We start from the raw sequence: 13,542 nt of genomic DNA on the forward strand, positions 1-13,542 counted from the left end.
TTTCTTCTAAGGGAAATATTACATCATTTGAGTGAAACATAAAAAGTAGAATGAGATAATGTATCTCTTATTTAACTTTCTCGTTGTTTATTTTCTCGTACACAAACGAAAAACTTCAAGATAGGTGTCTTTCCAAGCTTCAACAGAGTAGAATTGTTCAATTTTTTTTCTACCTTCTTGACCGAAACGTCGCCTAAGGATCGGATCTTCAATTAATATAGATAAATATTTTTTCCATTCTTCTGGAGTAGAAGCAAAAAAACCGTTTTTCCCATGATCTACTATGTCCGTATTAACTCCGACAGGAGAAGCCACTACAGGCAAGCCAAGAGCCATATATTGCAATAGTTTTAGACCACATTTACCACGAGTCCATTCATTATCTGGTAAAGGCATAATTCCAATATCCAACTGATGGAGATCTATAATTTCAGTTTCCTTTCTCCATGGTAATGCTCGGACTTGACAGCCGTCAAGTTTAAAATCAGTCGCTCCAATAACAACGATCTCGATCCTGTTACCATACAAGAGCCATAGGTCACATAAAACAGAATCTAATTCTTGTAAATACGGTAACGTAGTTGAACTACCAGTCCAACCAATGGTTATTGTTTTTTTTTCTTTTGTCTCTACTTTCGGAATGTGATATGAAGTATCAATGGTGGTTGGAACAACTCTGGTCTGAGAATTAAACTGTCGAGCATAATTTGCTAAATATTCATTACCTGCTAGAACAAGCTTTGCTTTTTGAATAATTTCGCCTACTTTAGAAAAATATTTCAATCGCTTAAAGATTCGATTGCTGTCTGAAACATTTTCCAACCAAACGGCGTCGTCAAAATCATAAACGTAGGGTACTCCAAAACGTGCAATGAGCCTTTCAAAAAAAGGAGGTCCGATGAAAAAAGCTTCACGACTGATAAAGATTAAATCATATTCTCGATTCTTAATGCGTCGTATATCACGCCATCTTTTACAAAAAGCCTTGATCAGAATCCATAGCTTTGATAAAAACCTGCCTTTTGAATAAAAAATTCTATCATCATTTTCATTTAAAAGATTCGAAATCGTCCATTCAAAACCATTGGATTGGAGGTAAGATAGATATTGTTCAAAACGAAACCGTTGATTAGGAGCCCTGTTCAAGCGATGAGTGGTGATAAAAAGTACTTTTTTACTCATTCTGCACCAATAGTCAATCAAAAATAAAAGTTTTTATAATTTCAGACCAAAAAATGAAAGTTCTCATAGTATGCACGGGTAACAGTTGTCGAAGTCAGATGGCTGAAGCCATTATTCGCTTATTCCACCCCCATGTGGACGTTTTGTCTGCTGGCACGAATCCCGAGAAAGAAGTTAATCCTTACGCCGTCGAAGTTATGAAAGAGATTGGTATCGACATCTCACACCAATTTCCTAAATCAGTTGAAAAATTCATCCACGAGAGTTTTGACTATGTCATCACCGTATGCGATAGTGCTAAAGAAAAATGTCCCGTAATTCAAGGTAAAATTCGTAAACGTTTACATATTGGTTTTCCAGATCCTGCCGAAGCTACAGGATCACATGAAGAAATTCTCCATATCTATAGAAGTGTAAGAGATGACATTATAAAAACATTTAAAGAATTCAGGTTTGAATGAAAACTATTCTTAAACTAGCATACAAAAAAATTGTATTTTTGCTTTTAAACAAATAACCTATGGCAGATATCATTGTAGGAGTTGATTTTTCTGATGGTTCGTTGAATGCTCTAAAATATGCTGTGTACATTGCTGAAAAAATTGGTACAGGGATAACTATGCTTTATGTTGATAAACCACATAACCCTCAAAGCATATACCGTGAAGACTCATCTTATCGTGACGAGATTCATTCTCGCTTTGAGGAACTAATGTCTTACTATAGACCAATGATAGGGGATCACATTAAATATAAGGTCCGAACTGGTAAAGTTTATGAAGAAATAGCTGTTCAGGCCAGATTACAAAATGCTTCTCTAATAGTGGTTGGCACTCATGGTATTAGTGGTTTCGAAGAACTCTGGATAGGGAGCAACGCCAATCGGATCGTTTCTACCGCTCCATGCCCCGTCATTACTATTCGTCAAACTTTTACCTTCAACGACTCAATCGTCCAAAGAATTTTACTTCCCATCGATAGAACTCCTGATACAACTCTTAAAGTGCCCATCGTTTTACCTCTTGCACAAAAATTTAATTCCCACATCGTTCTTCTAAAACTGTTTACGACCAATCTTTCAACATTGAAAAAAAGAGTCAACACCACAGCCGAAAGTGTCATCAAAGACATCGAAAAAACAAATTTAAGTTATAGTATCCGAGAGCTAATTGTGACAAATTTGACCGCCGATATCCTTCGCGTTATCGAAGAAGAAAAATGCGATTTTTTATCTATCAGTACCGAACAATACAATCAGCAGACTCTTATAATGCTTGGTGAATCTGCTCAACAGGTGGTTAACACAAGCCCCATACCAGTTCTGAGCGTACATCCTCATGATAAATCTATATTCTGATCCAATCAATCAATTGTTCGAAGAAATAAAACGATTCATTAATACTGATCATTTTCAGATCTTTTTATTACCATTTTCAGGATCGCAGCGAAGATATTACAGAATTAGTCTTACAGATGGAACAAGCTTCATTGCTTGTCATAACGACGATATCAAAGAAAACCGAGCCTTTATTCATTTCACCTTGACTTTCAGGAAATTTTCATTGCCCGTACCCAATATCTTGCATGTCTCCAAAGATGAAAAAATCTACTTTCAATCTGATCTTGGCGACACCACACTTTTTCAGTGGATTCGACAGAATAATTTGGACCAAAATGCCATTAAAGATCTTATATGGCAAGCATTAAGTGATCTTTTTTGTTTTCAGACTTGTCCTGATATACCTTATGAGTATGCATATCCCATAGCTGAATTCGACGAACAAAGTATCAGGTGGGATTTAAACTATTTTAAATATCTATTTTTAAAGCTTGCTCATATAACCTTTGATGAATATGAATTAGAAAAAGAATTTTCTTCCTGGATCAGAGAAATAAACAAACTTCCGCGTCATTATTTTATGTATCGTGATTTTCAAAGCAGAAATATCATGCTTCATGAAGATCAGTTCTATTACATTGATTACCAAGGAGGTCGACGCGGTAACCTTTTGTACGATGTAGCTTCTCTGTTATACGATGCAAAGCTCAATTTGACTGAATATCAGAGGCAAGAACTTTGTGAACTCTATGCTAAAAAACTTGAAAGTAAAGGACTATTATCAAAAAAAGATTTTTTCCACTATTTTCCATACGTTGCACTTACACGTATTATGCAAGCCTTTGGTGCCTATGGATTCCGTGGTTTATATGAAAGAAAAATCCATTTTATTGAATCCATTCAGTTTGCAGCTCAGAACCTTACTCATTTTATTGAAACACCCTTTCTCAAAAAGAACTTTCCCTCCCTACAAAATGTTTTTCAGGAAATTATTGATAAATATGTGCATTCATATTCTGAAAAGTCTGAAAAGCCTGATAAATTGCAAGTGAAAATTTTCAGTTTTTCACTCAAGAAGGGTTATCCTTTACCCCACCCTGAACACGGAGGGGGCTTTGTTTTTGATTGCCGTTCCCTGCCTAACCCTGGGCAAATACCCGAACTTGAAAAATATACTGGTGCTGATGAACCTGTTATCGAATACCTCCAGCAAATACCTGAAGTAACCGATTTTATCCATTACGCATATGATATGTTAAGTCATGCTGTTTCAAACTACCTCTCGAGGGGGTTTACTTATCTTAGTGCCGGCTTTGGCTGCACCGGTGGCAAACATCGTAGTGTGTATTGTGCTTCCGTTATGGCTAAAAAACTAAAAGACTCGTTTCAGGACAAAATTCAGATTAAATTACATCATGTTGAACTATCATCGCAGCAAGATTTTTAACATTGGCTTGTCAAAAACAAAAAAACTTGGCAACGAAATTCCTTCTAAAAGATGATGCTTTTACACGCCTCATAGAAACTCACCAACAAAAGGTGTTCAATTTGGCGTATTCCATTTTACGAAACGTTGAAGAAGCAAAAGATGTAACCCAGGATGTTTTTCTGAAATCTTACGCTCATCTGGATGACTTCCGTGGTGAAGCAGAGATGTCTACCTGGATTTATCGGATAACTTACAATCATGCCCTGAATGTACTCAAAAAGCATAAACGTTTGAACATCTCTGTCCTTGCTGAAGAATATGAAGTAACCACAGAAGAAACAGAAAAAAACATGGGAATATCTTTGATTTCCCCCCAAGAATATGCTTCCGAATTCAGAATAGAACAAAAAGAAATAAGAGACTTACTCTGGCATGCATTGGACAGTATACCTATTCCTCAGCGCACTGCTTTTCTACTTCACCACTATGAAGGTTTTTCCTATCAGGAAATTGCTCATATCATGAACAAATCTTTCTCGAGCATTGAATCACTGATTTTCAGAGCTAAACAAAACTTAAAGAAAAAACTTATGCCCTATATCGAAGAAATTCAAAAGAAAAGCAAGAAAATTCAATCAAATGAATCAAAATAATAAAATGCACTTCATGAGTTGTGATGAAATTCAACAAATCCTCAAGCAAAATTCACCCAATGAGTTACCTCAAAAGGTTAAAGAACATCTTTCTACCTGCCAAGTCTGCTCATCCTTCGCTAGCTTTTATTATTTTACAGATCACCCTTCCCAGCTTGAGCTCTTTCCCCCAGTAGACTTAAAACATGAAATTTTATACCAATTAGAAAAAAACAAAATAAAAACTCGTATCATGAAAATCGTTAGTATTGCAGCATCCATATTATTGGGTCTCTTTTTCGGACTTTTATTGCAATATTATTTTGTAAACTCAAACAACGATTTATCTGAAAAGACATATCAATTTACCGATGTTTTGTTAATTGAATCGTATCATGCAAATACTGCCCATCATGAATAAAAATGTCATCATTTGGATTTTAAGTATCCTTGTGACCATACTTCTGACTGCCATCATTACTTTTTTTCTGATAAGGCCAGACTGGGATTTTTGGTATCGTAAACAGTGTTGCACTCACTCACCTTTCAAAAAGAATATGCTGTACGAAAAATTGCAGTTGACCTCCGAACAGATCTCAACTTTTGAAAAATTAAGAAGTATTCACTGGCAAGAAGTCGAAATTCTACATGATTCACTTTACCATTATCGGCTCATTTTACTAGATGAACTCGAGAAAAAACAACCCGACAGTTCAACTGTCCATAGACTAGTACAAAAGATCAATCTTTTTGAATATAAACTTCAGTTTGCTTTTATCAATCATGCCCTTCAAGTGAAAAAAATTCTAACCCCCGAACAACAAAAAATATTTTTTGACCATTTCCGAAATCGGTGGGCATTAAAACCTGGTAAAGGATGCGGATTACATTACCATGGTCGAAAATTCTAAATCTCAAAACCATATGAAAATGAAAAAATCAATCATTGTCGTATCCATCATCCTGTTGGCAACAGGGTTGTTAAAATCACAGGTAAACCCTGAGAAAGCCGGGTATCGGTGGGAAAAAATTCCCAATCTCACAGAAGAACAACGGTCCAAACTCCAACAGCTTCAAATTAAACATGAAAAAATCATGACCGACCTTAGAAACTCATTGTTTGAAAAAAAAGCCCAGCTTCATTCAGCTATGTCGGGAAGTACTGCTGATGAAAAGAAAGCATTAAAACTAGCAGAAGAAATGCATGCTATTGAGCTAAACATGGAAAAAGAACGCATCTCTCATCATTTTGCCATTGCTAATCTGCTCAATAACGAACAAAAAGATTGGTGGTTTTCCACGCACAAACCTCCTTTTAAACATGAAAAATGCAAAGGCTCTCAAAAAGAAGCTGGCGAACCTACTTATTTTAAAGGTTTAAAAAATAATTAAGTTCATTGCTTGATTTTTCAACAACCTTCCCATGTGGGGAGGTTTTTTTATTTAAAAAATTTCAGCCATAATGAGTGAGCATCCTGATCGAAAACACCCAAAATAAAGAAACCTTTTTCTACAGGGAATGAAAGTGACAAACGATAGATCCCAGGAGAATAAAAATCGGTCTTTTCAAATATTTTCTGTCCTGTTAGAGAATAAAGAATAAATGTATAAATCCCTTCTTTCTCAGTACTTAAGTAAAATGATGCTGTTTGATGATCATACCAGCAGTTGAAGGAAATATTTTTAAGTTCTTCAGTGGAAACATCATTACCTGCAATTACCTTAAGTCGGACAGGCAAATGATCACTATTGTTGTAAAGAGCATTCAACACATTCAATGGTATTCCCGGTGGATTTGGTGCATCCAAGAGGGATTTATTAAAATGATTTCCATCCTGAGCTATCGTTTCATATGAACCTGGAATGTATTTTACCTTTTTAGACCCCGAAAACACAGGTAACGTAAAAAGAATAAAATCAAATCTATCATCCATTCCTCCCGGTGCATGACAGTTGTTGTCACTTGCATGAGTCGATTGTGTGTGATAGGGAGCATACAAGCTATTATCGTGCCAGTCACCTATCTTATTAACTGGATCATAAAAGCGAATGTTGGTATTGGGATGGTTGATAAGCTTTTGAAAACCAGCCTCGCTAGCATTATAAAAATTAAAGTCTCCTAAAACGAAATAATTTCCTGGAATATTGCGTGCATTGAGATAATTCATTAGAATATTTACCATGTTTTCTCGATCTGTGATGTCAGAAGCATAACTCCCAGCCTTTAGATGCATGGAAATGATCGTCAAAAAAATTGTATCGCCCAGTTGAAGTGCTGTATTTTTTACATAAAAAGTAAATAAAACAATATCCCTGTAATCCGTGGCCAATGATGTTTGACCTTTAAGGCCTAATTTTTGAGTATTGTAAAATACATTGCTAGTAATGTCGCTTCCAGAAAGATTCGACCATCCACCCCGAGCATAATAATTTCTCCCGTCTGCGTTCATCACCTGAGAAAGAAAACGATCATGGTAGCTTACGTTGCTTGAAAGCTCATTGACACTCAAAATATCTGGGAGAGTAAAAGCCATGATTTGTTTGAGGTAATTGTCTTTGTTATCTATGTTGTTGTTGGTTGAATTGCACCCTCCATAACTTACGCCATATTGCAGGACGTTGTAGGTCATAATGGATATCGTATCCTGACTATGAACAAAGTAGAATAAAAACGTCAACAGAAAAAGAAAAATTGCCTTCATGGTGTTTTTTCAAAAATAAACAGAAAAACCGTATCTTCTTTTGGCAAATCCTAGCCTTAACAATATGCTAATTCCTACTAATAACGTAAAATAATAAACTAATTAAAATTTTGTGTATGCTTATTATTCAGATCGTTTCAATTTCACGGTGAAATGTCGCATCAAAGGAGCTTCCCAAATAATTTCGAATCCTTTACGTATCTCATTGCGTCGTTCATAGAGATTTTCCAATGCCACAGCAACTACATCCATGTGGTTATTCGTGTAGACCCGTCTTGGTATAGAAAGACGAACAAGTTCCAAGTTCGGATAAATGTTTTCTCTCGTATCAGGATCTCGATCAGCTAAGAGAGTACCGATTTCCACACCACGAACTCCTGCTTCCAAGTATAACTCCACAGCTAAAGTTTGAGCTACAAATTGTTCGCGCGGTATGTGTGGTAAAAATTTCAATGCATCTACAAAAACAGCATGCCCTCCAATAGGTTTTTGCACAGGAATACCTGCATCAATGAGTTTTTGACCAAGGTACCGTACTTGTGCAATTCGAGTCTGGAGGTAGTTATAATCGATTGCTTCCTGAAGTCCAACAGCTAAAGCTTCCATATCACGACCTGCCATACCTCCATACGTTACGAAACCTTCAAACATAATATTGTAAAAACTCACATCTCGCCATAGTTTTTCGTCTCGCATGGCTATAAAACCACCTATGTTCACATGCCCATCTTTTTTAGAGCTCATAGTCATCATATTGGCATGACTATAAATTTCTCTTACAATATCCTTGATACTCCAATCTTCATAGCCAGGCTCACGTTGTTTAATAAAATAAGCGTTCTCTGCAAAACGAGCACTATCAATTAAAAGAGGTTTTCGCACTTCTTTAGCAAAATCACTAATTTGCTTGATGTTTTCCATGCTAACAGGTTGACCTCCTGCAGTGTTGTTCGTAATAGTTACAATAATAAATGGAATGCGATCGTGGGGATAATCCCGAAATACCTTTTCCAGTTTATTTATGTCAACATTTCCCTTGAACGGATGAAGTGAATCAGTATCGAAAGCTTCGTCTATCGTACAATCAATTGCTCTAGCTTTACGAAACATAATATGCCCTTTGGTTGTGTCGAAATGAGAATTGCCAGGAATGATATCTCCAGGTTTAATGAGTGTGGAGAAAAGTACGTTTTCTGCTGCACGACCCTGATGGGTAGGCATAAAATAAGGAAATCCGAAAATGTCTTCAATAGTATCCTTGAGACGGTAATAAGATCTGCTTCCGGCATAGCTTTCATCACCCAACATGAGGGCTGCCCATTGTCTATCACTCATGGCTCCAGTTCCACTGTCGGTGAGTAAATCGATAAAGACCTTATCTGCTGAGAGATTAAAAAGATTATAATGAGCTTCTTTTATCCATTGTTCCCTCTCCTCTCGAGTGGAGGGTCGAATAAGTTCAACCATTTTAATCTTATACATTTCCGCAAATGGTAATGGTTTCATATGCTAGTTGTTTTATAAAATTTTCGAAAAAATCAATACCTGTCCCGCTCTTTTATATTTAAAAAGCGAAAAATCACACCTACCCACCAAAATACGAACTTACTTATCATTGCTGTGTGCAATAATACACGTATTTTTTAAAATGCAAAAAAAAATCACGAAATTTTTTTCAAATTTTTTCTCAAATCATTTATATCACAAAAAACTATATCGTTTTTAAAAAAATTAAGTTTTTGAGAATTTGAAAATCATAAATTTCTTCTAAATCTTCGACCCACCTAACTCAATCATGCAAATATTTTATAAATCATAACTCCTGAAGATATTACAAGAATGGCAAACAAAAACCAGCGAAAAAATTTTTCGCCTTTGTTGAGAGAAATGCGAACAGAAAACCAGGCTCCCAAAACTGATCCTACGGCCAAAAATAAACCATACAACCAATCTATTTGATGATTCCACATAAAAATCAGTATAGAAAAAGGAGTGAAAAGAAAAGTCAACACAAGCTTCAAAGCATTAGCTTTGAACAAAGGCATTTTTAAAAGAAGAGTAGCACCAAAAAGAAAAAAGATACCAACACCTGCTTGAATAGCACCTCCATACACGCCCATGAGAAAAAAAAGAATATCATGAATAAAATGAGGTTTTAGGGTTCCTTCACCTTTTCCAAAATCGGGCTTATAGACAGATAAAAAAGCAAAAAATAACATAAAAGCTGCAAGCAGAGCATTTAACAAATGTTCTGGTACTTTTATAATGAGGAAGCTTCCTAGGATGGCTCCAGGAATGACTACCAGACCATAACGAAGTGATAGTTTTCTGTCTAATTGTTGTGCTCTATCGTAACCAATAACACCTACGAGAGTTTGAAAAAAAATGCCAAGACGATTGGTTGCATTAGCTTCCTGAGGAGAAAGACCCAACATCATTAATACAGGTAACGACAAAAAAGAACCACTTCCTGCTATGGTATTCACAAAACTAACCACCATGCCTACAACGATCAAAACAATAGCATCAAACAGCATATCATTAACAAAACTACGACTTTTAGATAATTTGGATGATTATGTATCCTTAAGTAAATAAACATTCAATTCTATGCCTTGACCTGGCGAAGTAACGAACTCTAGTGTTCCCCCCATTTCTCGAACACGTTCCTCTATATGTTTTAGGCCAAGACCTTTTCCAGATTTCTTAACCTTATCAAACTCAAAACCTATACCATCATCTCGATAACGATATAAGATAAAATTTTCGAAAGGTAACAATTCAATATAAATATTTCCTGCTTGAGCATGTTTTAGGGTATTGTGTATTAATTCCAGGGTAAGAGCATATAGATTCTTTTTATACAAAAGAGAATCAATGTCTGTCTTTATGTCAATATGCACTCTAATAGCTTTAGTTTGTGTCAATTCGTCTACATATTGATCTAAAGCTTCTTTTAATGAGAATGCTTCCCATTGTTCCTCAAGTTGATGGGAAATATCGTATAAGCTTTTATGCAATACTTGTAGGTTTCTTTTAAATCGTAAGAACAGTTCTTTGTGTTTCTCCTGGATGGAACCTTCTATAACCGAACAACTGGAAGTTAATAGCCCTACTATAGGACTAATTTCGTCGTGTATTTTTCTTGCAAGTTTTTTTCGCTCTGCTAATTCTGCCTCTGCCCATATTCTCATGTCCTTAATAACATCTTTTTTAATATGTGATACATCGGAGAAAATGAACATGACCTGTTTTCTCTCTTCGAAAGTCATTTTGATTGCAGTGAGTAAAATAGATTTTAAACAATTTTTATTTAAGTATTCAAAAGTTGATTGCAATGTTATTTCATGATTTTCGAAAAAAATCTTTATTTCATCTTTTAAGTTTGGTTTTCCTCGAACTTTGGTCAACCAAGTGAAAGGGTCTAAGTGTATTTTCTTTCTATTTATCTCAAAAAGCTCATATAACTTTTCGTTGGAGAACAACACTTGGTTCGTATTCAGATCCAGAAGCAGTAGACCTTCCTGGATGTTGTCCACTAAAGATTGAAACTGTTGATGTAGTCGCTGTAATTGATCGTTCGTTTTTTGAAGTTCAGTGATATCCGTTAAACTTAGAAAAATAAACTCTTTTTCCTTAATCCTTATGAGACGTCCAAAAGCAATAAAATAAAATAGATAATGTTGCTTTTCTGATGAAAAAACAAATTCTATCTTTTCCCTAATTCCTGCATTGTCAACTCTATTCAGAAAATTACGGATGGAACAATTTTCACATTCTTCATGGGTGCCACACCCCTCTGAAGATAATAAATCATTGATGCATCGAATAACCTCTCCCCACTTTTTCTGGTAAACCTCACCTAAATCTGAATGATGTTTTCTTAAAAATTCAAGAGCAGGAGCATTTAAACGATAAATCCGGTATTCTTTATCCAAGATAAATATGTAGTCTGAAATAGATTCATATAAAGTCGAAAGTTCTAGCAACGTTTCTTCTAAGCCTAATTTAGAAACCATTTCCGAAGTAATATCCCGGAGTATACCATGAAAAGCAATGCATTTTCCTTTATCAAATATTGGCTTTACTACCAATTCAGCATATTTTTTCTCACCATGGGCCGAGACAAAAGAAACGGTTTCTTTTATTTCAAAAAAATAACCTTTTGAGGTCCATAAAATCATTTTTTTTAGTTGAAACAAAATTTTATGATATAAATGAGAGGGTAATAATTTTAACATCTTTTCTAAAGTCAGATCTTGAAGTGAATAGCCTGTCAGAATGGTTGCATAGGGTGACATGTATTGTAGATTACCCTTCGCATCAGTCAGGAAAACAACGGCTGGCATAGCCTTAACCATCAATCTGTATTTTTCTTCGCTTAGCCGAAGGGTTTTTTCACTTTCTCTTCTTCTGGTTACTTCTACTTCCAATTCACGAGTACGTTTTTTTAGAAGAGATTCTAGGTAATCCTTTTCTACTTTATGCTTATAATAAATAGCTCGGTGGATTTCTTTTAATAATTGGTCTGGATTAGCTTCCTTTTCAACGTAAGCAAAAAATCTTGCTTCTAATGCCTGTTTTGCAGTTTGTAAGGAAGAAAAAGCCGTGTACACAATAATAGGAATTTCCATAGCATACGAGGAAAGTTCTTTAAAAAGACTTTCCTGAAAAACACCGTAAAAAAACAAATCAACTATAACAACATCAACTCGATGATTACTTAAGTATGAGATAGCATCCTTAAAATTATCGAAACTTATGGGATGAAAACCAGCACCTTTGAGAACTTCTGTAACTGTTTCTCTGATGTGTGGATCATCATCTATGAGTAAAATAGTAAAAGTTGTGTTATCTATTAAGGTTTCCATTTTCTAAAATCTTTGCTTGTGAAACGACAAAGTGCTTGTTCAATTAAACGAATGGTTTGCTTAATGTCGAGTGGTTTTTTTAGATATGTATATGCATTACGATTGACGGCTTCCTGAGCAATTCTAATAAACTCTTCTTCTTGTCCGGCGATCATAATTGCAACCGTAGTAGGTGTAATCTTTTTTATTGCTAGATACACATCTATTCCATTCATATGTGGTAAGGTTAAGTCAACAAAAACAATATCAAAACGAATTTGACGCACAAGTTCAATAGCATCATGAGAAGAATGAACCAACACAGCATGAATATTATTTTTTTTCAAATTTTCCATTAGATCTTCATAAAAAGGATCATCGCCTCCTATGAACAAAATAGCTGTGTTGTAGCTTTCACGAACGATTTGTAATACCAGAGGAATATCAATAGGTTTTTCAAAAAAGGCAATAGCCCCCTGATCGAGCGCTCTATACTTAAGATCCTCTACTGTATAGGCACTCATAAAAATAATGCGAAGTCCAGGCTTGATTTCAAGCAGTTGCCGAAAAACTTCTACTCCATCTATGTCAGGCAAGCAAACATCCAATAGGATAACTCTTACATCATGTTTTTTAACAAGTTCTATTGCAGTAGTACCATTGGGAGCAATCAAACAATGATAGCCTTCTTCCATGAGGATGTCTTTAAGCGTTTCACTTAAATTGGGCTCATCATCGACAATAAGAATATATGACGTCATATTTTAATTTTTTTTACTGTCCACACCAATTCAAAGCAACATCCTTTTACCTGAGGCAACAATCGAATATCTCCATCATGCCTTTGTAAGATAGCTTTGCAAAGAGTCAGCCCCAAGCCAGTACCGAAACCTTTGGAAGTAAAAAGTGGGTCAAATATATGGGAGTGATATTCTTCCGGGATACCTACCCCATCATCACAAAATAAAACTTTATACTTTCCCTCTTCCACCCAACCTTTGACCGTAATTCGTACGCCTGAAGGGTTGCTTTCAATGCTATTTTTGATAAGGTTTTGAAAAACCATATTAAATTGTTCCTGATCGGCTTGAATAAAAAATGGATCAGGATTAAACTCATACGAGAGTTCAACAGGTAAATGCTTAAAATATCTCTCCAAAATATTGTTCAATAAAAGAGCCAAGTCAAATTGACTCATAACAGGATCTCGAACACGATTAAGTTGCAAAACACTGTTGATTACAGCAAAACAAGATTGCAATTCATCACGGGCAATATGAATATATTTTTGGAGTTCTGGTAACATATGTGTTTTTTTCTCCAGTAAAAATAAAGCATTACCTGCAGCTGAAAGAGGATTTTTTAGCTCATGAGCTATGAAAGATGAAACTTGTCCAATTGCTGCAAG

General features: G+C 35.4%; 14 protein-coding genes. 7 read left to right on the forward strand and 7 right to left on the reverse strand.

Features of this window, described 5'->3' with window-relative positions; genetic code table 11:
• Nucleotides 1–87: 87 nt before the first annotated feature.
• Nucleotides 88–1,182: a glycosyltransferase family 4 protein gene (locus tag N2Z72_01130; protein MCX7696279.1), complete on the reverse strand. Its 1,095-nt coding sequence runs from the start codon at nt 1,180–1,182 to the stop codon at nt 88–90.
• Nucleotides 1,183–1,235: 53 nt separating this feature from the next.
• On the opposite strand from N2Z72_01130, the gene N2Z72_01135 reads away from it, so the two are divergent.
• The 7 genes from N2Z72_01135 to N2Z72_01165 are packed head-to-tail and all read left to right on the forward strand — an operon-like array spanning nt 1,236 to nt 5,974.
• Nucleotides 1,236–1,643 carry an arsenate reductase ArsC gene (locus N2Z72_01135; protein ID MCX7696280.1) on the forward strand — a complete coding sequence of 136 codons (408 nt, stop codon included), beginning with the start codon at nt 1,236–1,238 and terminating at the stop codon, nt 1,641–1,643.
• A 59-nt stretch (nt 1,644–1,702) separates the two neighbouring features.
• Nucleotides 1,703–2,539 (forward strand): universal stress protein, encoded by an 837-nt coding sequence (locus N2Z72_01140; protein MCX7696281.1) that lies wholly within the window; start codon nt 1,703–1,705, stop codon nt 2,537–2,539.
• On the forward strand, nt 2,520–3,968 hold the full coding sequence (locus tag N2Z72_01145) for a phosphotransferase (GenBank protein ID MCX7696282.1): 1,449 nt from the start codon (nt 2,520–2,522) through the stop codon (nt 3,966–3,968). The genes N2Z72_01140 and N2Z72_01145 overlap by 20 nt, the downstream gene beginning before the upstream one ends.
• A 26-nt stretch (nt 3,969–3,994) precedes the next feature.
• Nucleotides 3,995–4,603, forward strand: a complete 609-nt coding sequence (locus tag N2Z72_01150) for an RNA polymerase sigma factor (GenBank protein ID MCX7696283.1) — start codon at nt 3,995–3,997, stop codon at nt 4,601–4,603.
• Between the two features lie 13 nt (nt 4,604–4,616).
• Nucleotides 4,617–5,003 carry a hypothetical protein gene (locus tag N2Z72_01155; protein MCX7696284.1) on the forward strand — a complete coding sequence of 129 codons (387 nt, stop codon included), beginning with the start codon at nt 4,617–4,619 and terminating at the stop codon, nt 5,001–5,003.
• Entirely contained in the window at nt 4,996–5,493 is a 498-nt protein-coding gene (locus N2Z72_01160) for a periplasmic heavy metal sensor (GenBank protein MCX7696285.1), read from the forward strand. Before N2Z72_01155 ends, N2Z72_01160 begins: the two co-directional genes overlap by 8 nt.
• A 19-nt stretch (nt 5,494–5,512) precedes the next feature.
• On the forward strand, nt 5,513–5,974 hold the full coding sequence (locus N2Z72_01165; GenBank protein ID MCX7696286.1) for a Spy/CpxP family protein refolding chaperone: 462 nt from the start codon (nt 5,513–5,515) through the stop codon (nt 5,972–5,974).
• A gap of 47 nt (nt 5,975–6,021) precedes the next feature.
• Here the strand turns inward: N2Z72_01165 and N2Z72_01170 are convergent, their stop codons facing one another.
• The 6 genes from N2Z72_01170 to N2Z72_01195 all read right to left on the reverse strand — a co-directional run.
• The gene (locus tag N2Z72_01170; protein MCX7696287.1) at nt 6,022–7,284 is read right to left on the reverse strand and encodes a hypothetical protein; all 1,263 of its coding nucleotides are present in this window, start codon (nt 7,282–7,284) and stop codon (nt 6,022–6,024) included.
• A gap of 123 nt (nt 7,285–7,407) precedes the next feature.
• Nucleotides 7,408–8,790 (reverse strand): tryptophanase, encoded by a 1,383-nt coding sequence (locus N2Z72_01175; protein MCX7696288.1) that lies wholly within the window; start codon nt 8,788–8,790, stop codon nt 7,408–7,410.
• A gap of 287 nt (nt 8,791–9,077) precedes the next feature.
• Complete coding sequence (locus tag N2Z72_01180; GenBank protein MCX7696289.1) at nt 9,078–9,821, reverse strand: sulfite exporter TauE/SafE family protein; 744 nt, start codon at nt 9,819–9,821, stop codon at nt 9,078–9,080.
• A 39-nt stretch (nt 9,822–9,860) separates the two neighbouring features.
• Nucleotides 9,861–12,155 (reverse strand): PAS domain S-box protein, encoded by a 2,295-nt coding sequence (locus N2Z72_01185; GenBank protein MCX7696290.1) that lies wholly within the window; start codon nt 12,153–12,155, stop codon nt 9,861–9,863.
• Nucleotides 12,143–12,895 carry a response regulator gene (locus tag N2Z72_01190; GenBank protein MCX7696291.1) on the reverse strand — a complete coding sequence of 251 codons (753 nt, stop codon included), beginning with the start codon at nt 12,893–12,895 and terminating at the stop codon, nt 12,143–12,145. Before N2Z72_01190 ends, N2Z72_01185 begins: the two co-directional genes overlap by 13 nt.
• The coding region (locus tag N2Z72_01195; GenBank protein MCX7696292.1) for a HAMP domain-containing histidine kinase at nt 12,892–13,542 on the reverse strand (651 nt) is incomplete at its 5' end. The genes N2Z72_01195 and N2Z72_01190, both read right to left, overlap by 4 nt.

It is taken from the genome of Bacteroidales bacterium (assembly GCA_026418905.1).
Classification (GTDB): domain Bacteria; phylum Bacteroidota; class Bacteroidia; order Bacteroidales; family DTU049; genus JAOAAK01.